Raw genomic sequence first — 22,752 nt, 5'->3', positions numbered from 1 at the left:
GTCCAGGCCCTAGTTTGCTGTTGCAGACTCCGACGCCTCCTCTTTGCAGAGACGTCATGGATGACTGCTTCTTCGTCCCACATTGCCCATATCGAACACGAACTGGATGGCTTCCATCGGAGCCTGGCGGTGTATCGCCAGCAGGTGGGTGCCTGGTATTCGCAGGCGCTGGACAAGGTCAGCCATGCAGCGGATTTGCCGTCGTTGCTGGGAATGGACCGAATCATTCGGGTGGGGGATTCGAGCAAGTCGGTGAGCAAGGCCGATGACAACTTCTCGACGGTGGTGCGCTGTGAGGTGGGTGGCGTACTGGAGATCGAGAGCAAGTTCGAGTCGGTGTATGACGTGCCGCTGGGAGGTATTCCGGTTGAGGTGATTGGGCTGGATGACGGCAGTTCAACCGTGGTCATGCTCGATGAACAGGGGAAAGGTTTTCACCACTGCGTGGCTGGCAAGCGTTACCGGGTGCGGGTGCAGGGTGGGGTTTCGCAGGAGCAGGTCGAGGCGCTGTTTTCGTCTTACGACGGTTTGACTGCTGACCTGGAAAGTTGGCTGCGCAAGCAATGGAGTGGTTTCCGGCCGCATTGGGAAAGGTCCACTTCGAGTGCGATTGGCAATGGCGTGCTGGCGGGAAGTTGGGCGGCGATCACCGGGGTGTGGGACGCCATCAAGCAGGTGCAGGAGATCTTCAAGGATCCCGGCCAGCTGTTTGAAAGCCTGGGGGCGAAAGCCAGCGAATTGATGGAGATGGCTCGCACTGCGCCAAAGGTTATGGAACAGGCGATGCTGCTGGCCAGTGATGAGGCGGCGCTGTACCTGATGTTGCGCACGGCGATGATTTGGCTGTCGGCGTTGCCGCCCAGTGAAGTTGCCGGGAGTACCGCCCAGGCGGTGGCCGGGTTTGTGGTGTCGCTGCTGATCGACTTGTTGGTGGCTGCGTTGCTGACGGTTGTTTTGCCGGCGGCGGGCATCGCTTATCTGAGTTCACGTGCGCTCAGGTATGGCGCTCGGATTGTTGAGGCAGCCATTGAGTTTGTGAAGGGTATTTTCGGAGTTCTTCAGAGCTTTATTGGGGCAGCGAATCGCTATAAGGCCGTGGCGGTTCGGGGCGCTGTTGAGGGTTTGAAAAAGGGTGGCGTGCAGATGCGCTGGGGGCCGCGTCAGAACACGGCGGTTCGCGAGAAAGCGCATGTCGATGACGTTCCCTCCTCTGCGAAGAACCCCGGCGGTGACGCGGCCGCTCCCGCAGATAAGACCGCAACCAATGGCTGCCCGGTTTCGATGGTTACAGGGGAGGAGCTGCTGACCCTCACAGACGGCTCGTTGGAAGGTGTGCTGCCGTTTGCCTGGACGCGGTTGTATCGCAGCAGTGCAGTGGAAGTGGATTGCGGGTTGGGGTTTGGCTGGAGTAATTCGCTGGCGCAGCGGTTGGTGGTTAGTGGCGAATCGGTGGTATGGACCGATCACGAAAACCGCAGCACCACCTTCCCCCTGCCCTCTGCTGCGCGGCCAGCCATCACCAATAGCCTGGCGGAAGCAGCGATTTATCTGGGCGCTTTGCCTGATGAGTTGGTACTGGCTCAGGCCTCGCTTTTCTATCACTTCCGCGACGGTGTGCTGACGTCGATCAGCGATGCGTATGACAACCGGTTGCGCATTTCCCGCGACTATTCCGGGCGGATTCAGCGGATCGATAACCAAGTTGGTCAGGGATTGCTGCTGCGGTATGACCGCGGGCATATCGTCGCGGTCGACTATCAGGTGCAGCGGGAACTTGGCTGGATAACCGAGCAGAACGTTGTTGCCTACAAGTACGACGATGCCTGGCGGTTGATCGAAGCGACCAACGCTGTCGGCGAAAACGAACGTTATCGGTACGACGATCAACAGGTGATCCTGGAGCGGGAACTGGCCGGTGGGGCAAGTTTCTTCTGGGAGTGGGAACGGTCTGGCAAGGCTGCAAGGTGTGTCCGCCACTGGGCCAGTTTTTCCCAGATGGACACGCGGTATGTGTGGGACGACAACGGCACTGTCACCGTGCACAACGCCGATGGCAGCCAGGAAGTCTACGTCCACGACCAGCGCGCACGGCTGGTGCAGCGGATCGATCCGGACGGCGCGCAGCACTTCAAATCCTACGATGAAAAAGGCCGCCTGACGGTCGAGCAGGACCCGCTGGGAGCGGTGACGGCTTATCAGTACGACGAAGCCGGTCGGTTGATTGCGCTGTTTCCCGGTGACGATGCACCCACGTCCTACGAGCATGACAACGGGTTCGTACGGGTTGTACGCCGTGGTGACGCGGTGTGGAAATACCAGCGTAACGATCAAGGCGATATCACCCGTAAGACTGATCCGGACGGTAACTACACCGAATACACCTACACCCAACACGGAAAGCTCACCGGCGTCTGGTATCCGGATAACAGCAGCCAGCGGCTGATCTGGAATGAGCGTGGCCAGCTCACCGAAGAGAAGCTGGCGAATGGTGGAATGCGGCGTTATCGCTATGACGACCTGGGGCGACAGGTGGCTTGCGAGGATGAGCATGGCGCGCTGACCCAGTATCAGTGGGACGCCGTGGGTCGCTTGCTGAAGGTGATTCAGCCGGGCGGTGGCACTCGCGAATTCAGCTACAACCCGTACGGAAAAATCACTGCCGAGCGCGACGAGCTGGGTCGGGTTACGCGCTATGAGTATGCCGATGGTCTGCACCTGATCAGCCGTCGGATTAATCCGGACGGCACGCAGCTCAACTACCGCTACGACAATGTCCGGCTGTTACTCACCGAGATTGAAAACGAGGCTGGGGAAACCTATCGGCTCGACTATCACGCCAATGGCCTGATCCAGCAGGAAATCGGGTTTGATGGCCGGCGTACTGCCTACGGTTATGACCTTGCCGGGCACCTGCTGGAAAAGACCGAATACGGCGATGACGGCAGTCAGCTGGTTACCGGTTATGCGCGCGATGCTGCCGGGCGCCTCGTAAGAAAAACCCTGCCCGACCGCAGCACGGTTGATTACACCTACGACCGCCTCGGCAATCTCCTCAGCGTCGACGACGGTAATTGGCCGCTTCACTACGAATACGACCTGCAAAACCGCCTCACTGCCGAGCACCAGGGCTGGGGGACGCTGCGCTACCGCTACGACGAATGCGGGCAACTCAACTACCTGCGCCTGCCCGACAACAACCGCCTGGCCTTTCACCACGACAAAGGCGGCGACCTTGCCACCATCGAACTCAACGGCAACCTGCTCACCTCGCACCTGTTCAAATCCGGCCGTGAACACCAGCGCCAGCAAGGCCAACTCCTCAGCCACTACCACTACGACGACCAGGGCCGCCTGCACGCCCACGCCATCACCCAACAAGAACAACGCCACCAGCGCCGCCAATACGACTACGACAAACGCGGCAACCTGACCCGCATCCTCGACACCCGCAAAGGCCAGCACGACTACCACTACGACCCACTCGACCGCCTGACACGCGCCAACCACGCGCAAGACCTGCAGGAACGCTTCGTCCATGACCCGGCGGGCAACCTGCTGATGCAAGACCGCGTTGGCCCCAGCACCGTGAAAGGCAACCGCCTGTTAATGCAAGGCGACCGTCATTACGACTACGACGCCTTCGGCAACCTCCTACGCGAGCGTCGGGGCCGTGCCCAGCAGTTGCTCACCGAATACCGCTACGACTGCCAACACCGATTGATCGCCGTCACCCAACCGGACGGCACACAGGCCAGCTACCGCTACGACCCGTTTGGCCGCCGTATCGCCAAAACCCTAAATGGCCAGACCACCGAATTTTTCTGGCAAGGCGACACGCTGATCGCCGAACACAGCGCCGATCACCACCAAAGCTACCTCTACGAACCCAACAGCTTCCGCCCGTTAGCGCTGCTGAAAGGCTACGGTCCGGAAGAATCAAAACCCTTCCACTACCAACTCGACCACCTCGGCACCCCACAGGAACTCACCGCGCCCGACGGCGAAATCGTCTGGTCCGCCCACTACCGCGCCTACGGCCAAATCGCCAAGCTCGACGTCAACACCGTTACAAACCCGCTGCGCTTCCAAGGCCAATACTTCGACCCCGAAAGCGGGCTGCACTACAACCTCCATCGCTACTACAATCCGGACATTGGCCGCTACCTGACGCCCGATCCGGTGAAGCTGGCGGGCGGCCTGAACGGATACCAGTACGTGCCCAACCCGACGGGGTGGGTGGATCCGTTGGGGTTGAATAACTGTCCGGGCGGGGATGGATGTAAGCCGACGCACCGCGCTGAAGATCCCACGAGCAAAGCCAAGGTAAACGAAGGCGACGTAGAGCCGCCTAAAGGATCCGATAGTAAGCTCTCAAGAAATGGGGCATTCAGGAGGGCAAAAAAAATTGCAGGAATTCAAAAAAATCAGCGTCCTACAACTGTGTATCGAGAGACAATTACAGATCAGGATCGTTACATACAAGGAAGGGTATATATTTTTGAATTGAAGAATCGGACAATCGAAATTCGCGAGCACTCCTTAGGTCATGTAACAGGGAATCATGGACCACACTTCAATACTAAAGTTACCATAGAAGGGCTAAAAGTACCTCTAGCCATTGGTGACGACTCACACACTTACTTCAAGAGATGATCAATGGAAACAGTATTTACATGTGAGGACGGTATCTTTCCTTGGGATCAGGTTATCCACAGCGACGACAAGGACTTCCTAACAGTCACCTTACTCAATCACGATCTCATAGACGCATGGCCATCTTGGTGTTCGCTTGAGCTGTCACTAAAGGAGATTTGGCCAGCAGTAGTTCAATGGGGTACTCATGGAATAAAGCCTTACAGCAAGACCCAGGAGTATCTAGCATTAAAAGAATTCGCAAAAAATGCCGGACCTGAAGACGTCTTTAAAAAAAATGAAATAACGGAAGTATATTCGTACATAAGGCACCTCAACACACCCGCTACGGAAATAGATCCCTCAACTCTGGGCGGCACTAGGAGCGTAGTACAGCTTATGACACAAAACAATAAAACAGCTGCTCTCTGGAAAAGATTAAGCGCTCTTGATTACATATCAACCACAAATGACTTCAGACTGATATTAGCCGACCGTTCAATTTTATCTGCCCGTTTCTTTGACGGAGAGACTTACGGGGCCATTCAGTTAATATGCCACTCAAACCATAAAAACCTCATTCTATCTAAAGTTAATGAGATAGAAATAAAAGAAATAACAAGAAGCGGCATTTACGAGTATATGCAGAGCTCTTCATAGCTGTAAGCCCCATCAACCAGAAACGTTCACCAAAACATAAAACCCATAAAAGCAAACAACCACGCTAGAGCAGAACAAAGATATAATTCCAACTGAAATGAAAGCACTGAAAATATTATCGGGAATTGAGTTCATACTTACTTGCTTGCGCGACATGGGTAGTTTTTTTATGCAAACAAGCCTTTTGCGCTGGAAGCATACTGAAAAGAAATACTTCAAAAAGGAACCGCTTTAATGAAGCTGATAACTGTACCTTTGACCCAAGAGGCCTTGAAATTTCTAGACTTGGACGTTTGCCCTGAGAACAAACTAGAACAACTGAACCTGAGCGAAGACGAATACCAACAACCAACTAAATCAGGAATCATTGAAAACATAAATTCAAAACTCGGAAAACTAATAGACGACTATGAAGATGAAAGTATACAGAGTGTTACCGAACTGACGAACATGCTCGAAATCCTAATGATCGCGGCAATCCCCGAGAACCCTGACCTATTAAAAAAACTAATAAAACTCACCAATACAGCGCTGGAAAATAATACAGGCATATTCTTCTTTTTCTGACACCCCCACACCCAATTACCAACGCTCTGCACAGCGACCAATAGTAAGCATGCTCCTTTCACAACATCTGCTCAGGCTACTCATCCTTTTTTGCGGAAAATCTCATCGCTCTACCATCCCCCACCTCAACCATTCCCCCACAAATGCCGCCCTGCCATGCCCGACTCCCCTCGCAACCGCAACCTCGGCCCGCTCCACCGCCGTCACCGCAGTGAACTCCTGGCCTACTTCACCCGCAGAGTAAACTGCCGCGAAATCGCCAACGACTATGCATGACGCCTTCATCCACCAGATCAACAGCGAAGTCGCGAAGATCGGCGACGTTCGCGCTTTTCTCTATCGCATCGCCAATAACCTAACCATCGACCACTCCCGGCGCAACCGCGTGCGTAGCATCAGCGGTGACCAGGATTTGCCCTCACCCATCGCATCTTGATCGTTCGCAGTTGACTGGACAGTGAGCCGAATAGCTCACACAATCGGCTCACCAAATGAGCCGAATAAGCCTTCTATTCGGCTCACACACCGAGCATACCTACATGGATCACCCATACTGGATCTGGCAACAACCCGACTGGCCGCACTTTCACTGGCAACCAGAGCGCCTTGCAGCGTTGTTGCGAGAGTGCACGCAGGCGCAAGGAAAGTTGCTGGGCATGCTGGGTTCGGTCAGCCAGGCACAGAGTTCAGAAAACGAACTGGATGCGTTGCTGCAAAACATTCTGACCTCCTCGGCAATCGAGGGTGAGCAACTGAATGTGGGCTCGGTACGTTCCTCTTTGGCCCGACGCCTGGGCCTGGAGCAATTGCAAGATGGTTCCGTGAGCCGACGTAGCGAGGGCCTGGCTGACTTGATGCTGGACGCCACGCAACAGTTTGCTCAACCGTTTACCCTCACCCGTCTATTCAACTGGCATCGATGGTTGTTTCCCACCGAGGAAACCCGTCTTTCCACGCACGGGTTGAACGTAGGAACCTTAAGGGGCGATGAGCCCATGCAAGTCGTGTCGGGACGACTGGACCGACCCACTGTGCATTTCGAGGCCCCACCCCGCCAAGGGCTAGATCAGTCGCTGGACGATTTCATCGAATGGTTTGAAGCCAGCCGGAATCATGCGGCCCTTGACCCATTGCTGCGTGCAGGCCTGGCGCATTTCTGGTTCGTCACCCTGCACCCCTTCGATGATGGTAACGGTCGTCTGACGCGGGCTATTACTGACCTCGCGCTTGCCCAAGCCGAGAACCAAGCGATCCGCTTCTACGCCATGTCGGCGAGTATCCTTGAAGACCGGGCGGGCTATTACCGCGCACTGGAAACCAGTCAAAAGGCCACGCTGGATGTCACCGATTGGCTTGAGTGGTTCCTGCAAACACTGCTTCTTAGCCTGCAACAGGCCATGGCGCGGATTGACCGGGTGCTGGGCAAAAGCCGCTTCTGGCAACGGCATCGGGGCCACGCACTCAGTGCCGAGCAGACCAAAGTCTTGAATCGCCTCCTCGACGGTGGCGAAAAGGGCTTTGAGCACGGGATCAGCGCGGCTCTGTATCAGGCAGTGGCCAAAGTGTCCAAGGCCACGGCGACCCGACATCTGGCCGATCTTCTGGAAAAAAACTGCCTGGTTCGGCTACCTGGCGGCGGCCGCAGCACCCGCTATCAAATCAACACCCAAGGCGATTGATTTACAAGGCAAATTCCCCCACTCATTTGCCCCAATCCCCCATGTCTGCTAGTGTCGCGCCGGTTTACCGTCTACCGGAATAGCCGCCATGGCCCGCAAAAAAGTTGCACTCGATTTCGAACAATCCCTCGCAGACCTGCAAACCCTGGTCGAGCGGATGGAGAACGGCGAGTTGTCGCTGGAAGACTCGCTGACGGCGTTTGAGCAAGGCATCGGCCTGACCCGCGACTGCCAGAGCGCCTTGGCGCAGGCGGAGCAGAAGGTCCAGGTGTTGCTGGAACGCGACGGGGAGCTGGCCGAAGAACCTTTCGATGCGGAACAGCCTGAATGATCGACGCTTATCAGGCCGGCAGCCAGGCCCGGGTCAATGCTGCGCTGGAACCGCTGTTTATTGCACCCAGCCCTGAGCTGAACCGCCTGTATGAGGCCATGCGCTACAGCGTGATGAATGGCGGCAAGCGCGTTCGTCCGTTGCTCGCCTATGCGGCCTGCGAAGCACTCGGCGCGCAACCGGAAGAAGCCAATGGCGCCGCCTGTGCGGTGGAGTTGATCCACGCCTATTCCCTGGTACACGACGATTTGCCGGCGATGGACGACGACGATCTGCGTCGCGGCCAGCCCACTACCCATAAAGCTTTCGATGAAGCCTGCGCAATTCTCGCCGGTGACGGTCTGCAAAGCCTGGCGTTCAGCGCCCTGCTGGACCCGCGTCTGAGCAGCGTCAACGCCGAGATCCGCCTGCGTATGGTCACCGCGCTGGCATTGGCGGCGGGCCCGGCCGGGATGGTCGGCGGCCAGGCGATTGACCTGGGTTCGGTCGGCCTCAAGCTCGATCAGCACGCTTTGGAATACATGCACCGTCACAAGACCGGCGCGCTGATCGAAGCCGCCGTGCACCTTGGCGCCCTCGCCAGTGGCCGTGCCGACGCTGCTCAACTGGCGGCGCTGCAAACCTACGCGCGGGCCATCGGCCTGGCGTTCCAGGTGCAGGACGATATTCTCGACGTTGAAAGTGATACCGCAACCCTCGGCAAACGCCAGGGTGCCGATATCGCACGGGACAAGCCGACTTATCCTTCGCTGCTCGGCCTGGAAGCCGCCAAGGCTTACGCCCTGGAGCTGCGGGACCAGGCGCTGGATGCCCTGCGACCTTTCGACGCGGCTGCCGAGCCACTGCGTGACCTGGCGCGGTATATCGTCGAACGCCGCCACTGACAGCTGCGGCCTTTTCCACCGCATATCAGCCAAGTTCGGCGCTCTGCGTGGGCAGTTTGCGATGCTTGAGGTAAACTGCCGCCTCTTCTATACCTATAACGATTCGCCTGATGCCCACGACGTTCCAAGAGATTCCCCGCAAGCGCCCGGCCACGCCCCTGCTGGACCGTGCCAACACGCCAGCCGGTCTGCGCCGCCTGGGTGAAGCCGAGCTGGAAACCCTGGCCGATGAGTTGCGCCTGGAATTGCTCTATACGGTCGGCCAGACCGGTGGGCATTTCGGTGCTGGCCTGGGCGTCATCGAGCTGACCATTGCGCTGCATTACGTGTTCGACACCCCGGACGACCGGCTGGTGTGGGACGTGGGTCATCAGGCCTATCCACACAAGATCCTCACCGGACGCCGCGAGCGCATGGCCAGCCTGCGCCAGAAGGACGGCATCGCGGCCTTCCCGCGCCGCTCCGAGAGCGAGTACGACACCTTTGGCGTCGGCCACTCCAGCACCTCGATCAGTGCAGCGCTGGGCATGGCGATTGCCGCCCGCCTGCAGAACAGCGATCGCAAGGCGATTGCGGTGATCGGTGATGGCGCGTTGACCGCCGGCATGGCCTTCGAGGCGCTGAACCATGCGCCGGAAGTGAACGCCAACATGCTGGTTATCCTCAACGACAACGACATGTCGATCTCGCGCAATGTCGGCGGCCTGTCGAATTACCTGGCAAAAATCCTCTCCAGCCGCACTTACGCCAGCATGCGTGAAGGCAGCAAGAAGGTGCTCTCGCGTCTGCCCGGCGCGTGGGAAATTGCCCGTCGTACCGAAGAATATGCCAAGGGCATGCTGGTTCCCGGCACCCTGTTCGAAGAGCTGGGCTGGAACTACATTGGCCCGATCGACGGCCACGACCTGCCAACTTTGATCGCGACCCTGCGCAACATGCGTGACCTGAAAGGCCCGCAGTTCCTGCACATCGTCACCAAAAAAGGCAAAGGCTTCGCCCCGGCGGAAGTCGACCCGATTGGTTACCACGCGATCACCAAGCTTGAACCGTTGAACGCACCGGCTGCAGCGCCCAAGAAAGCCAGCGGGCCGAAGTACTCCGGCGTGTTTGGCGAATGGCTGTGCGACATGGCCGCCGCCGATCCGCGCCTGGTGGGTATCACCCCGGCGATGAAGGAAGGCTCCGACCTGGTAGCGTTCAGCGAGCAGTTCCCGCTGCGCTATTTCGACGTAGCGATCGCTGAGCAACACGCGGTGACCTTCGCCGCCGGCATGGCCTGTGAAGGCGCCAAGCCGGTGGTAGCGATCTACTCCACGTTCCTGCAACGTGGTTATGACCAACTGATTCATGACGTCGCGGTGCAGAACCTCGACGTGTTGTTCGCCATCGACCGTGCCGGTTTGGTAGGCGAAGACGGCCCGACCCACGCCGGCAGTTTCGACCTGTCGTACCTGCGCTGCATCCCCGGCATGCTGGTGATGACCCCGAGCGACGAGAACGAACTGCGCAAGATGCTCAGCACCGGCCACCTGTACAACGGCCCGGCAGCGGTGCGTTACCCGCGGGGCAATGGCCCGAATGCGGTGATCGAGAAAGACCTTGAACCTATCGAGATCGGCAAGGGCATCGTCCGTCGCCAAGGCAGCAACGTTGCCTTGCTGGTGTTCGGCGTGCAATTGGCTGAAGCCTTGAAAGTGGCCGAGAAGATCGACGCCACGGTGGTGGATATGCGTTTCGTCAAACCACTGGATGAGGCACTGGTACGCGAGATCGCCGGTAGCCATGAGCTGCTGGTGACCCTCGAAGAAAACGCCATCATGGGCGGCGCCGGTGCGGCGGTCAGTGAGTTCCTGGCGCGGGAGAACATCCTCAAGTCGGTGCTGCATCTGGGCTTGCCGGATGTGTATGTCGAGCATGCCAAACCGGCGCAGATGCTGGCCGAGTGCGGGCTGGATGAAGCGGGGATTGAAGCTTCGGTTCGTCAGCGCATGACTTTGCTGGGTCTGTAGAAACGCGATTAAAAATGTGGGAGCGGGCTTGCTCGCGAAAGCGGTGGGTCAGTCAACAGATGTATTGACTGATACGGCGCCTTCGCGAGCAAGCCCGCTCCCACATTTGTTTTATGCCAACTTCAAATGCTACGGACAGCCCATGAACCGCCTTCGCTTTGCCCTGCCCCTTCTGTTATTGCCAGCCACCGACCTGCTCGCCGACAGCTTCGAACGCGACGAAGCCCTCAAGCTGCCCGACGTGGTGATCAGCGCCAACCGCCAGGTGCAGGCGCGTAACGACAGCAGCGCCGCCAACACCGTCTTCACCCGCGACGACATCGACCGCCTGCAACCCACCAGCGTGACCGACCTGCTGAGCCGCGTGCCCGGCGTACAGGTTTCACAAGCCGGTGGCCGTGGCAGCCTGGCGAGCGTTTACATTCGTGGCACCAAGTCGGCCCAGAGCCTGGTGTTGGTCGACGGGCAGCGCATCGGCAACTCGACTTCCGGCGACAGCAACCTGCAGCACCTGAACATCCAGCAGATCGAACGGGTGGAAGTCCTGCGCGGTTCGCGTTCGGTGATCTACGGCAGTGATGCGATTGGCGGGGTGATTCAGATCTTTACCCGACGCGGCAACGAGTCCGGTCTGCAACCCCGCCTGCATGTGGGATTTGGCAGCAACCAGACGTGGGAACGCAGCCTGGGCCTGTCCGGCGGTGACAAGCAAACCCGCTTCAACCTCGGCGCCAGCCTGGATGACACCGCCGGGATCAATCGCACGTATGCCTCGTACCCCAGCGACCGCGACCATGACGCCTATCGTAACCAGTCCACCAGTTTCAGCCTGAGCCATGCGTTCAACGATGACCTCGAAGTCGGGGTGAACGTGCTGGATAACCGCGGCAAAAGCGAATTCGACAATCCGTTCGGTCGCTTCGATACGACCACCTTCCAAAGCTTCCAGCAAAAGCCCTATTCCAACTTCACCGTGAGCAGCGTCAGCAGCTATGTCGACGCGCGCATCAATGAAACGTGGAAGTCCCGGCTGGAAGCGGGCCACAGCGAGAACCGCGAAGAAACCCGGGACAAGCTCAGCACCGAACGCAGCGTGTTCAACACCTACCGCAACTCGCTGAACTGGCAAAACGACCTGACCCTCAATGAGCAGAACAGCCTGATCCTGGGCGGCGACTGGTACGAGGACCGGGTCAACAGCAGCACCGCGTTCGCCGAAGACAGTCGCTGGAACCGCGCCGCGTTTATCCAGCACCGTTTCCAGGCGCAGTCTTTCTCCACAGAACTGGGCCTGCGCCGCGACCAGAACCAACAGTTCGGCGGCCACAACAGTTGGAGTGGCACCTTCACCCTACCGCTTAACCCGGACAATGATCTGTTGCTGAGCTACAGCGAAGGCTTCCGGGCACCGACGTTCAACGATCTTTACTACCCGGACGAATTCGGCTTTAAAAACAGCAACCCGAACCTCAAGCCCGAAACCTCGAAAAGCTACGAAGTGCAGTGGCGCAGCCAGCTCAGCGATACCAGCCGGCTCGAAGCATCGCTGTACCGCACCGATATTCAGGACGCGATCGTGTTCGCCAGCAACGGCCCGCAAAACGTCAGCTCCGCGCGCATCAACGGCTTCGAGGCGGCGCTCAAGCAAGAGCTGTTCGGCTGGCAAAGCAGCCTCGGCATTGCGCTGATCGACCCACGAGACCGCGACACCGGGCGCACACTGGCGCGTCGAGCCAAGCGCACCTTGAGCCTGGACCTGGATCGTCAATTCGATCAGCTCGGCGTCGGCGCCAGCTGGCAAGCGGTGAGCAGCAGCTACGACGATGCGGCGAACCAGCAACCCATGGGCGGCTATGGCTTGCTCGCTCTGCGGGGAAGTTGGGCGGTAAATCGTGAGATCAGGCTGGAGATGAAGCTCGATAACCTGCTGAACAAAGAATACAGCCGGGCGCTGTATCAGTATCAGGGCCAGCAATATGGCTATCGGGAAGAAGGCCGGGCGTTGATGTTCGGGGTGACCTGGACACCGGATCTCTAACGCGGCGCAATGACCTCACACAACCGCGCCACCGCTTCCAGCATCTGCCCGCTGGGTCGTTCCAGGCCCTTGTCGGGCACTACCAGCAAATGCCCGTTCGCCACCGCCGCCACCTGTGGCCAGGCCTTCCACGCATCAAGCTGCGCTTGATCGCCCGCCAGAATCACCTCGGGATTGCGCTGCAACACCGACTCAATGCTGACCTGCGGCGCCGGCAGCTTGAGGTCATCAAACACATTGCGCGCCCCGCACACACCCAGCGCGTCGCTGATGATCTGCCCGCCGCCAACGGTGTACAGCGGCTGGTTCCACACCTGATAAAACACCCGTAAAGGCCCGGCTCGGTGATAGCGCAAGCGCAACTCGGCCAAGCGCTGGCGCAACTGCGCGGCCAATTGCCGGCCGGCATCAGCCCGCCCCAGTTGCCGGGCAATGGTTTCAACTTGCGAGGTGAGTTGTTCGAGGCTGTGGGGTTCGGCGACAAACACCGGGATGTTCAGGCGTTGGAGCTGCTCACGCTGGGCCGGGCCGACGCTGCCCGGCCAGAGCAGGATCAGGTCCGGCTTGAGGCTGAGCAGCCGCTCCATGTCCAACTGCCCGTAGTTTCCTACCGAAGGCACGTTCGCCAAGGCCTGTGGCCGCTCGCCGCCGTCCAGCACGCCCACCAGCAAATCAGCAGCGCCCAGCTCAACGACGATTTCAGACAAGGAAGGAGCAAGGCTGACAACCCGCTCGACCGCCGCAGCCTGAGCCGCGACGACCAGCAGCAACACCGCCAGCCAGGCGCGCATCAACCCAACTGACGCGGAATGCGATAGAGGTAGAACAGCACCAGGGTCGACAGCGCCAGCAGAAACAGCGGCACCGCTTCCAGCCCGACAAACACTGCCAGCGCGCCAACCCAGGCCGGCAATGCAGCCACCAGCAACGCCACACGACGACGGGCCGCGAGGGTGATCCAGGCAGCCGGTTCTTCAGGGGTATCGAGGGCTTTGCCCGTGGCGATCAGCGCGTGCTTATAGCCATGAAAGTAACGCAGGCTGACAAACATCGAGGCCACGCCGGCGATAAAAAACGGCATCGCCAGCACCGGCAGCAAGGGATCGGCCTTGCCAAACACCAGGTTGACCACAAACAACGGCACCAGCGCCAACGCCAGGTATTGCCACCAGTTAAACGACAGTCGCCGCTTGACCTGGCCGCGCGTCACGCCCGGTCGGCCTCGCCTTGGTGCTCGTTGCCCATCATGTGGTCGAGCTTGCTGGCCTTGGTGGCCAGGTACAGCTTGTTGTGCGGGTTGTGGCCGGTGTGCAGCGGCACGCGCTCGGCGACGGTGATGCCCATGTCGGTCAAGGCTTTGACCTTGCGCGGGTTGTTGGTCATCAGGCGCAGGGACTTGACGCCCAGGTGCTCGAGCATCGGCAGGCAGATCGCGTAATCACGCTGATCGGCTGCAAAACCCAGGCGCTCGTTGGCTTCAACGGTGTCGGCGCCGCCATCTTGCAGCTCGTAGGCGCGGATCTTGTTCAGCAGGCCAATGCCACGGCCTTCCTGACGCAAGTACAGCAACACACCACGGCCTTCGCGGGCGATGGCCTGCAACGCGGCTTCCAGTTGCGAGCCGCAGTCACAGCGTTGACTGAACAGGGCGTCGCCGGTCAGGCATTCAGAGTGCAAACGGCCGAGAACCGGCGCACCGTCGGCCACATCACCGAGACTCAGAACAACGTGTTCGCGCCCGGTGGCTTCTTCAAGAAAACCATTCATGGTGAACGTGGCAAAAGGGGTTGGCAGCTTGGAAGCGGCAACGAAAACGACGGGCACCGTGTGCTCCTGATTTCTGATTTCACAGGGGATAGATTGTAACAGCAGGTTCCTACAGACGCTTAAGCTGAATTGTCGCTGATAAAGATCAATAGGTTCGATTGGCCTTCAGCTTGGTTCTATGCCTTTCAGAAATGTTGATAGCCACGAATGGCGGGTGTGATGTCCTGGCCAACCGCGTCCAGCAGGGTAACGCCCTGCCCCGCCTCGACCCGGCCGATCACATGCACCGGCACACCCGACGCCAGCAACGGTGCCAGTTCGGCTGGCGGCAAGGTGAACGCCAGCACGTAGTCGTCACCGCCGCTCAACGCGGCCACCCGGGCATCCGCGTCGCCAACGAACGCCAGCAAGGCCGCCGACAACGGCAACTTTTGCTGCTCGATCAACAAGCTGACAGCCGACGCCTTGGCGATATGCCCGCAATCAGCCAGAAGGCCGTCGGAAATATCCATGGCAGACGTGGCCTTGCCCCGCAACGCCAAACCCAGCGCCAACTGCGGTTGCGGCGACCAGTACTGGGCCAGCAGCGGCTCGGCGATCGCAGCCTCTGCCGTGCGCTGCCCCAGTACCAGCGGCAATGCGCCTGCCGCGTTACCCAACTCACCGCCAACACACAGCAAGTCGCCGGGCCGCGCGCCGCTGCGGGTCAAGGCCTGGCCCGCTGGCACCCGCCCGAACACCGTCAGGGTCAGGCTCAGCGGCCCACGGGTGGTATCACCACCCACCAGAACCACGCCGCAACCCTGCGCCATGGCGTTCAAACCCTGGGCATAGCGTTGCAGCCAATCGGCATCAACCGTCGGGGTGGTCAGGGCAAGGGTAAACGCGAGGGGATTGGCGCCCATGGCTGCCAGATCGCTGACTGCCACGGCCAGCGAGCGCTGGCCGAGCAGAAACGGATCGCAGGGGTCGGCAAAGTGCACGCCGGCCACCAAAGTATCAGTGGAAATCGCCAGCTGCTCCCCGGGAGGAACCGCCAGCAAGGCGCAGTCGTCGCCAATCCCCAGTGCAATGCCTTCGCCGCCCTGCGCACAAGGCGCGGCGGCGAAATAGTTGCGGATCAGCTCAAACTCGCCCATTGCGTCAGCAAGCGCCAGTTAGCGCTTGTACGCCTTCACTTCGGCTTCACGCAGGCGCGGGGCCAGCTTGTCGAGCACGCCGTTGACGAACTTGTGACCGTCGGTGGAACCGTAGACTTTCGCCAGTTCGATCCCTTCGTTGATCACTACGCGGTACGGTACGTCGACGCGCTTGAGCAGTTCCCAGGTGGACAGGCGCAGTACGGCCAGTTCAACCGGGTCCAGCTCTTCGATCGCCAGGTCCAGGCACGGCGACAATGCAGCGTCGATCTCCGCCAGGTTAGCCGGAACGCCGTGGAGGATGTCGTGGAAATAGCTGGCATCGGCCGCGCTGAAATCGTTGTCGACGCGAAATTGCGCTTCGATTTCGTTCAGAGAGGTTTTAGCCATGTGGCGCTGGTACAGCGCCTGGGTCGCGAGCTGACGGGCCGCACGACGCTTTTCGCTCTTCGAGGGCTTGCCGGCGTCTGCTGGGCGCGGGTCCTGGGGGTTGAACTGATCGCTGTCGTCGCTAATCACTTGGCCTCCAACTGTGCCAACAGGCTGACCATTTCCAGGGCGGACAGGGCAGCTTCGGCACCTTTATTACCGGCCTTGGTGCCGGAACGTTCGATGGCTTGCTCGATGGAATCAACGGTCAGCACGCCAAAGGCGACCGGCACGCCGAACTCCATGGACACCTGAGCCAGGCCCTTGGTGCATTCGCCAGCCACGTATTCGAAGTGCGGAGTACCGCCACGAATGACCGCGCCCAGGGCGATGATCGCCGCGTATTCACCCTGTTGTGCAACTTTCTGCGCAACCAGTGGAATTTCGAAGGCGCCGGGAGCGCGGATAATGGTGATATCGCTTTCGCTCACACCGTGGCGAACCAGGGCATCCACAGCGCCGCTTACCAGGCTTTCAACCACGAAGCTGTTGAAGCGGCCAACCACCAGGGCATAGCGGCCTTTGGGGGCGATGAAGGTACCTTCGATGGTCTTCAGGGTCATTCGACAAATCTCTTAAAGAGCCGGGACGCGCTTAGTGCGCGCCCCTCAGTGATATTTGAACCGCGAACAAGGGGTAAACAACGCCGGCCTTTATTCGGAGGGCACGTATTCTACTACTTCCAGGTCGAAACCGGATATGGCATTAAATTTCATTGGCGCACTCATCAGGCGCATTTTGCGTACGCCCAGGTCCCGCAGGATCTGCGAACCGGCACCTACGATGCTGTAGGTGGTTGGTTTTTTCACCGGCACGTGGTCGGCGGTTTCGCGGATATGCGCCAGCAACACGTCGCCATCCACCGGGTTACCGAGCAGCAATACCACGCCGCTGCCAGCCGCGGACACCGCAGACATCGCGGCCCGCAGGCTCCAGCGCCCCGGTTGCTTGACCATCAACAGGTCGCGCAGCGGGTCCATGTTGTGCACCCGCACCAGGGTCGGCTCTTCAGCGCAGATGGTGCCCAGGGTCAGGGCCATGTGCACGTCGCCTTCCACGGAATCACGATAGGTCACCAGGTTGAACTGGCCCAGTTCGCTGTCCAGCGGCTGCTCGGCAATCCGCTGAACGGTACGTTCGTGGATCATCCGGTAGTGAATCAGGTCGGCAATGGTGCCGATCTTGATGTTGTGCACCGCTGCAAATTCTTCCAGCTCGGCGCGACGGGACATGGTGCCGTCGTCGTTCATCACTTCGCAGATCACACCGCTCGGCTCGAAACCGGCCATGCGCGCCAGGTCGCAGGCGGCTTCGGTGTGGCCGGCGCGAGCCAGCGTGCCACCCGGTTGGGCCATCAGCGGAAAGATGTGGCCAGGGCTGACGATATCTTCGGCCTTGGCGTCTTTCGCGGCAGCGGCTTGTACGGTGCGGGCGCGGTCAGCAGCGGAGATGCCGGTGGTCACACCGGTAGTCGCTTCGATGGACACGGTGAACTTGGTGCCAAACCCCGAACCATTGCGCGGCGCCATCAATGGCAGCTTCAGCAGCTCGCAGCGCTCGCGGCTCATTGGCATGCAGATCAGGCCACGGGCGTGCTTGGCCATGAAGTTGATGTGTTCCGGCTGGCACAACTCGGCGGCCATGATCAGGTCGCCTTCGTTCTCGCGGTCTTCGTCATCCATGAGGATGACCATCTTGCCTTGGCGGATGTCTTCAACCAGTTCTTCGATGCTGTTGAGCGCCACGCGGCACCCCCTTGGGTCAGGATTTAAGGTAGCCGTTAGCGGCTAAAAAACTTTCAGTGATGTTCCCGGCGGGCCCTTGAAGAGAGTCAGACTCTGCGGCCTTGTCGCCCAACAGAAGGCGCTCCAGGTAACGGGCAAGCAAGTCGACTTCCAGGTTCACCCGGCGACCCGGCTGGTACGACGCCATGATGGTTTCGCTCAGGGTGTGGGGAATGATGGTCAGTTCAAATTCGGCGCCATTCACGGCGTTCACGGTCAGGCTGGTGCCGTCGACGGTAATCGAGCCTTTGTGGGCGATGTACTTGGCCAGCTCTTTGGGCGCGCGGATGCGGAACTCCACGGCACGCGCGTTTTCGCTGCGGGCGACGACTTCGCCGACACCGTCGACGTGACCGCTGACCAGGTGCCCACCGAGGCGGGTGGTCGGGGTCAGGGCTTTTTCCAGGTTCACCGGGCTGCCGCTCTTGAGATCGTTCATCGCGGTGCAGTCCAGGGTTTCCCGGCTGACATCGGCGGCAAAGCCGTTGCCAGGCAATTCGATGACGGTCAGGCACACACCACTGACGGCGATGCTGTCGCCCAGTTTGACGTCGCTCAGGTCGAGCTTGCCGGTTTCAACCAGCAGGCGTACGTCGCCGCCTTTTGGGGTCATTGCACGGATGCTGCCGATGGATTCGATGATGCCGGTGAACATGCCGTTCTCCTGAAGACGTGGCGCAGGCCGGGAATTATACGCTCGCTGATGGCAGAGGGATGGCAGTGACTCGCCAGTCGTCGCCCACAGCGCGCATTTCAGTGATCTTGAGTTGGGGGGCGTCGGCCAGTTTCTCAAGCGGCCAGTCCAACAAAGGCCGGGCAGCGGAGCCGAGGAACTTGCCGGCGACGAATATCACGTACTCGTCCACCAGGCCTTGCTGGGCGAAGGCGCCAGCCAGGCTTGGGCCGGCTTCCACCAGCACTTCGTTGACGCCACGGGCCGCCAGGGCCACAAGCGCGGAACGCAGGTCGACCTGGCCGTCGACACCCGGCACCACCAGGCACTCGGGGCCGGTGGGGTACTGGTTGTCCGGGGTCACGCAAGTGATGACCAACGCCGGGCCGGCCTTGAAGAACGGCGCGTTCAGCGGCACCCGCAGGCGACCGTCGATCAATACGCGCAGCGGCGGACGGGACATTGCCAGGGCGGTGGTTTCTTCATCCAGGCCCAGCTCGGCAGCGCGCACCGTCAGGCGAGCGCCATCGGCCAGCACCGTGTCGGCGCCGGTCAGCACCACACTGGCCTGGGCCCGCAGGCGTTGCACGGCGGCACGGGCGGCCGGGCCGGTGATCCACTGGCTTTCGCCATTGGCCATGGCAGTGCGACCGTCCAGGCTCATGGCCAACTTGACCCGCACAAACGGCAGGCCATGCTCCATGCGCTTGAGAAAGCCCGGGTTAAGCGCCCGCGCTTCGTTTTCCAGCAAGCCGCTGTACGTCTCGATCCCGGCCTGGGCCAACCGACGCATGCCACGCCCGGCGACTTCCGGGTTCGGGTCCTGCATCGCCGCGACAACACGGGCCAAACCGGCATTCACCAGAGCATCGGCGCACGGTGGCGTATGCCCGTGGTGGCTGCACGGCTCAAGGGTCACGTAGGCCGTGGCGCCCCGGGCCTTGTCGCCCGCCGCCCGCAGAGCATGGACTTCCGCATGGGGTTCGCCGGTGCGCACGTGCCAGCCTTCGCCGACAATCTGCCCGTCACGCACGATCACGCAGCCAACCCGTGGGTTGGGGTGGGTGGTGTACAGACCCTTGCGCGCCAATTCCAGGGCACGGGCCATGTAATGAGCGTCGAGTACCGCTTGTTCTGCCGAAGGTGGGTTCATTCTTTTACCGGCTCACGGGCCAGGCGGTCGATCTCTTCGCGGAACTCGTTGAGGTCCTGGAAGCGTCGATACACCGAGGCGAAACGGATATAGGCGACTTCGTCGAGCTTTTGCAGCTCGCCCATCACCAATTCTCCAACTACCAGGGATTTGACTTCGCGCTCGCCAGTGGCGCGCAGCTTGTGCTTGATATGCACCAGCGCCGCTTCCAGCCGCTCGACACTCACCGGGCGTTTTTCCAGGGCGCGCTGCATTCCGGCGCGCAGTTTTTCTTCGTCGAAAGGCTGGCGACTGCCGTCGGTCTTGATCAGACGTGGCAATACCAGTTCGGCGGTTTCGAAGGTGGTGAAACGTTCACCGCAGCCAGAGGCCAGGCATTCACGCCGGCGACGCACCTGTTCGCCCTCGGCGACCAGACGCGAGTCAATGACCTTGGTGTCGTTGGCACCGCAGAAGGGACAGTGCATGGTGGCAGGCAACAAAAAATGGGAGGGCCATGGTAGCGCATCCCTGTGGCAAGACAAGCCATAGCCTTTACGGTATATAGGCTGACTATTATGTTTCATATTTTTTAAGCCACGGATTTTGTCCTTTCTGGAGCCGTACATGCAGTTACGACCACTTGTTTTGCTCACGTTGCTCGGTTTTCTGGTCGCCTGCAGCAGCCATGCCCCAAAACCGGCGGCACCCGTTGCCGCCCCTCAACAAGAGAAAAAAATCCCGGGTGTGGAAGAAGACCTCGGCCCGCTGCCCGCCTACCAGCGTGAAGTCAGCGGCCAATTGAACGGCGTACCCGCTGGCGCGGAAGTCGAACTGGCGCTGCTGGTGATCGACGACCGCTCGCGCCCGCAACAACTGCTCGCCAGCAGCGTGCTGATCGGCAATAACAAGCCGTTGGCCTTCCGCCTGCGCTTCAACCCTGAAGCTTTCCCGGTGGGTGCCCGCGTTGAACTGCGCGGTCGCGCCAGCCAGTCCGGCCAGTTGATCCTGCACCTGCCGCCGGTGCGCATCACCCAGGCGATCACCCAGACCACAGGGCCGCTGCAACTCGTCACTGCACCATGACGCCACCGCTGGACCTGCAACGCGCCCTCAGCGAACTGATCGGCGACGCCCAACTGGTGCCCTGCCCGCTGCCGGGCACCGAGTTGTCGTTGTGGCTGCTGGACGCCGACAACATGGACCGCGCTTTCAGCCCAGAAGAAACCCGACGCATCCTGCATGAGCCGCCTTACTGGAGTTTCTGCTGGGCCAGCGGTTTGGCGCTGGCCCGGTATCTGGCGGCTAATCCCGAGTGGGTCGCGGGCAAGCGGGTGCTGGATTTCGGCGCAGGCTCGGGCGTCGCCGGGATTGCCGCAGTAAAGGCTGGAGCGCTGGAAGTGGTGGCGTGCGACCTTGACCCACTGGCATTGGCAGCCTGCCGGGCGAATGCGGAACTCAATGGCGTGATGCTGGGTTACTCCGCAGACTTCTTCGCCGAGGCCGACCGGTTTGACCTGATCCTGGTCGCCGATGTGCTGTACGACCGGGCAAACCTGCCGCTGCTGGATGAATTCCTGACTCGAGGCCGAGAAGCGCTGGTCGCCGATTCCCGGGTGCGGGACTTCCAGCACCCGGAGTATCAACGCCTGGACATCCTCGATGCCCTGACACTGCCCGACCTGGCCGAGCCCTGGGAGTTTCGCAAGGTGAGCCTGTACCATTCGCAGCGCGCTTTCAGCCAACCCCACCAACCCTTATAGTTGCCCCATCCCCTGCTTTATTCGAGATACCCCATGAGTGAGCCCACGCCGTACATCTTCGACGCCACCACCGCCACGTTCGACCAGGCAGTGATCCAGAATTCCTTCGAAAAACCCGTGCTGGTGGATTTCTGGGCCGAGTGGTGCGCGCCGTGCAAGGCGTTGATGCCGATGCTCGCGCAGATTGCCGAGAGTTATCAGGGTGAGTTGCTGCTGGCCAAGGTCGATTGCGATGCCGAGCCGGACGTGGTCTCGCGCTTTGGCATTCGCAGCCTGCCCACCGTGGTGCTGTTCAAGGATGGCCAGCCGGTGGACGGGTTTGCCGGTGCGCAGCCCGAATCCGCCGTGCGCGCGATGCTGGAGCCACATGTGCAAATGCCGCCGCCGGCTGCTGCCGATCCGCTGGAGCATGCCCAGGCACTGTTTGCCGAAGGCCGCATTACCGAGGCCGAGGCCGTGCTGGTGACCTTGCTCGGCGAAGACAACACCAACGCCGCCGCGCTGATCCTGTACGCCCGCTGCCTGGCCGAACGTGGTGAGCTGGGCGAAGCGCAAACCGTGCTCGACGCGGTCAAGAGCGATGATCACAAGGCGGCACTGGCCGGCGCCAAGGCGCAGATTACTTTCCTGCGCCAGGCCGCCGACCTGCCGGACGCCGCGGATCTCAAGGCCCGCCTGGCGCAAAACCCTCAGGATGACGAGGCGGTGTATCAACTGGCCGTGCAGCAACTGGCGCGCCAGCAATACGAGGCCGCGCTGGATGGCTTGCTCAAGCTGTTCACCCGCAACCGCAGCTACAGCGAGGGCCTGCCCCACAAGACGCTGTTGCAGGTGTTCGAATTGCTCGGCAACGATCATCCGCTGGTCACCGTTTACCGCCGCAAGCTGTTCGCCGCGCTGTATTAAGCCTTACTCGATCCAGCTGTACAGCGGCGTATCCCCGCCGCTGGCCACCTTGACCTTGGCGCTATGGCGCAGGCGCACCAGCAGGCGCTTGCCCGCCGAGGCGCTGCCGGCCAAGCCCTCCAGTTGATCAAGCAATTCCAGACCATTGAGTTGCCCAGCCTTGCGCAGCAAATCCTGGGCGGCCTGCCACAGGCTCTCGTCCAGGTTACCCGGGGCCGGCGCCACCACGGGCTCGGCACTCGGTGGTTTGCTGGCCTGCAACTGCGCGCCCAGCCGGGCCCAGTCGCCGTCGTCCAGCTCCAGGGTCAAGTCCACCGGCAGGTCGCCGACGATTCCACGAATTCTCAACATCGCACTTA

General features: G+C 60.4%; 23 protein-coding genes. 12 read left to right on the top strand and 11 right to left on the bottom strand.

Going from position 1 to position 22,752, the window contains the following annotated elements; genetic code table 11:
• The first annotated feature begins 60 nt into the window (after positions 1–60).
• From HBJ59_RS30610 to HBJ59_RS30570, 9 genes are all read left to right on the top strand, one after another.
• A complete protein-coding gene (locus tag HBJ59_RS30610) occupies positions 61–4,653 on the top strand; it encodes an RHS repeat-associated core domain-containing protein (RefSeq protein WP_167665707.1) in 4,593 nt (1,530 codons plus the stop codon).
• Positions 4,654–4,656: 3 nt separating this feature from the next.
• Positions 4,657–5,292, top strand: a complete 636-nt coding sequence (locus HBJ59_RS30605) for a hypothetical protein (RefSeq protein ID WP_167665706.1) — start codon at positions 4,657–4,659, stop codon at positions 5,290–5,292.
• 234 nt (positions 5,293–5,526) lie between these two features.
• Complete coding sequence (locus tag HBJ59_RS30600; protein ID WP_167665705.1) at positions 5,527–5,859, top strand: hypothetical protein; 333 nt, start codon at positions 5,527–5,529, stop codon at positions 5,857–5,859.
• Positions 5,860–6,127: 268 nt separating this feature from the next.
• Positions 6,128–6,295: a hypothetical protein gene (locus HBJ59_RS30595; RefSeq protein WP_167665704.1), complete on the top strand. Its 168-nt coding sequence runs from the start codon at positions 6,128–6,130 to the stop codon at positions 6,293–6,295.
• Between the two features lie 103 nt (positions 6,296–6,398).
• The gene (locus tag HBJ59_RS30590; protein ID WP_167665703.1) at positions 6,399–7,538 is read left to right on the top strand and encodes a Fic family protein; all 1,140 of its coding nucleotides are present in this window, start codon (positions 6,399–6,401) and stop codon (positions 7,536–7,538) included.
• Between the two features lie 88 nt (positions 7,539–7,626).
• Complete coding sequence (locus HBJ59_RS30585) at positions 7,627–7,869, top strand: exodeoxyribonuclease VII small subunit (RefSeq protein ID WP_003209964.1); 243 nt, start codon at positions 7,627–7,629, stop codon at positions 7,867–7,869.
• A complete protein-coding gene (gene ispA / locus HBJ59_RS30580) occupies positions 7,866–8,753 on the top strand; it encodes a (2E,6E)-farnesyl diphosphate synthase (protein ID WP_167665702.1) in 888 nt (295 codons plus the stop codon). Before HBJ59_RS30585 ends, ispA begins: the two co-directional genes overlap by 4 nt.
• 110 nt (positions 8,754–8,863) lie before the next feature.
• On the top strand, positions 8,864–10,762 hold the full coding sequence (gene dxs, locus HBJ59_RS30575; protein WP_167665701.1) for a 1-deoxy-D-xylulose-5-phosphate synthase: 1,899 nt from the start codon (positions 8,864–8,866) through the stop codon (positions 10,760–10,762).
• 142 nt (positions 10,763–10,904) lie between these two features.
• Positions 10,905–12,800, top strand: a complete 1,896-nt coding sequence (locus HBJ59_RS30570; RefSeq protein ID WP_167665700.1) for a TonB-dependent receptor domain-containing protein — start codon at positions 10,905–10,907, stop codon at positions 12,798–12,800.
• On the opposite strand, the gene HBJ59_RS30565 is transcribed toward HBJ59_RS30570, so the two are convergent.
• From HBJ59_RS30565 to nrdR, 10 genes are all read right to left on the bottom strand, one after another.
• Positions 12,797–13,591 (bottom strand): cobalamin-binding protein, encoded by a 795-nt coding sequence (locus HBJ59_RS30565; protein WP_167665699.1) that lies wholly within the window; start codon positions 13,589–13,591, stop codon positions 12,797–12,799. The two genes, HBJ59_RS30570 and HBJ59_RS30565, sit on opposite strands and share 4 nt — an antisense overlap.
• Positions 13,591–14,010, bottom strand: a complete 420-nt coding sequence (locus tag HBJ59_RS30560) for a nuclear FMR1 interacting 1 family protein (protein ID WP_076016668.1) — start codon at positions 14,008–14,010, stop codon at positions 13,591–13,593. Before HBJ59_RS30560 ends, HBJ59_RS30565 begins: the two co-directional genes overlap by 1 nt.
• Entirely contained in the window at positions 14,007–14,624 is a 618-nt protein-coding gene (gene ribA, locus HBJ59_RS30555) for a GTP cyclohydrolase II (RefSeq protein WP_076016667.1), read from the bottom strand. The genes HBJ59_RS30560 and ribA overlap by 4 nt, the downstream gene beginning before the upstream one ends.
• 128 nt (positions 14,625–14,752) lie before the next feature.
• Positions 14,753–15,706, bottom strand: a complete 954-nt coding sequence (gene thiL, locus HBJ59_RS30550; RefSeq protein ID WP_167665698.1) for a thiamine-phosphate kinase — start codon at positions 15,704–15,706, stop codon at positions 14,753–14,755.
• A gap of 18 nt (positions 15,707–15,724) precedes the next feature.
• Positions 15,725–16,225, bottom strand: a complete 501-nt coding sequence (nusB, locus tag HBJ59_RS30545; protein ID WP_076016665.1) for a transcription antitermination factor NusB — start codon at positions 16,223–16,225, stop codon at positions 15,725–15,727.
• The gene (gene ribE / locus HBJ59_RS30540; protein ID WP_003209986.1) at positions 16,222–16,698 is read right to left on the bottom strand and encodes a 6,7-dimethyl-8-ribityllumazine synthase; all 477 of its coding nucleotides are present in this window, start codon (positions 16,696–16,698) and stop codon (positions 16,222–16,224) included. The genes nusB and ribE overlap by 4 nt, the downstream gene beginning before the upstream one ends.
• A 90-nt stretch (positions 16,699–16,788) precedes the next feature.
• Entirely contained in the window at positions 16,789–17,880 is a 1,092-nt protein-coding gene (gene ribBA / locus HBJ59_RS30535; RefSeq protein ID WP_076016664.1) for a bifunctional 3,4-dihydroxy-2-butanone-4-phosphate synthase/GTP cyclohydrolase II, read from the bottom strand.
• 16 nt (positions 17,881–17,896) lie between these two features.
• Positions 17,897–18,574 (bottom strand): riboflavin synthase, encoded by a 678-nt coding sequence (locus HBJ59_RS30530; protein ID WP_003209988.1) that lies wholly within the window; start codon positions 18,572–18,574, stop codon positions 17,897–17,899.
• Between the two features lie 34 nt (positions 18,575–18,608).
• Entirely contained in the window at positions 18,609–19,745 is a 1,137-nt protein-coding gene (gene ribD, locus HBJ59_RS30525; protein WP_076016663.1) for a bifunctional diaminohydroxyphosphoribosylaminopyrimidine deaminase/5-amino-6-(5-phosphoribosylamino)uracil reductase RibD, read from the bottom strand.
• Positions 19,742–20,212 carry a transcriptional regulator NrdR gene (gene nrdR / locus HBJ59_RS30520; RefSeq protein WP_003209990.1) on the bottom strand — a complete coding sequence of 157 codons (471 nt, stop codon included), beginning with the start codon at positions 20,210–20,212 and terminating at the stop codon, positions 19,742–19,744. Before nrdR ends, ribD begins: the two co-directional genes overlap by 4 nt.
• A gap of 139 nt (positions 20,213–20,351) precedes the next feature.
• Here nrdR and HBJ59_RS30515 point away from each other — a divergent pair, with 139 nt between their 5' ends.
• From HBJ59_RS30515 to trxA, 3 genes are read left to right on the top strand one after another with little or no spacing between them, the layout of a single operon-like run.
• Positions 20,352–20,810, top strand: a complete 459-nt coding sequence (locus tag HBJ59_RS30515; protein WP_076016662.1) for a YbaY family lipoprotein — start codon at positions 20,352–20,354, stop codon at positions 20,808–20,810.
• A complete protein-coding gene (locus tag HBJ59_RS30510) occupies positions 20,807–21,487 on the top strand; it encodes a methyltransferase (protein ID WP_167665697.1) in 681 nt (226 codons plus the stop codon). Before HBJ59_RS30515 ends, HBJ59_RS30510 begins: the two co-directional genes overlap by 4 nt.
• Positions 21,488–21,520: 33 nt before the next feature.
• A complete protein-coding gene (trxA, locus tag HBJ59_RS30505) occupies positions 21,521–22,393 on the top strand; it encodes a thioredoxin (RefSeq protein ID WP_076016446.1) in 873 nt (290 codons plus the stop codon).
• Positions 22,394–22,396: 3 nt separating this feature from the next.
• Here the strand turns inward: trxA and HBJ59_RS30500 are convergent, their stop codons facing one another.
• The gene (locus HBJ59_RS30500; RefSeq protein ID WP_167665696.1) at positions 22,397–22,744 is read right to left on the bottom strand and encodes a hypothetical protein; all 348 of its coding nucleotides are present in this window, start codon (positions 22,742–22,744) and stop codon (positions 22,397–22,399) included.
• Positions 22,745–22,752: the final 8 nt, after the last annotated feature.

It is taken from the genome of Pseudomonas sp. AN3A02, assembly GCF_011765255.1.
Lineage (GTDB): Bacteria > Pseudomonadota > Gammaproteobacteria > Pseudomonadales > Pseudomonadaceae > Aquipseudomonas.
This window is presented reverse-complemented; position numbering and strand designations above follow the sequence as displayed.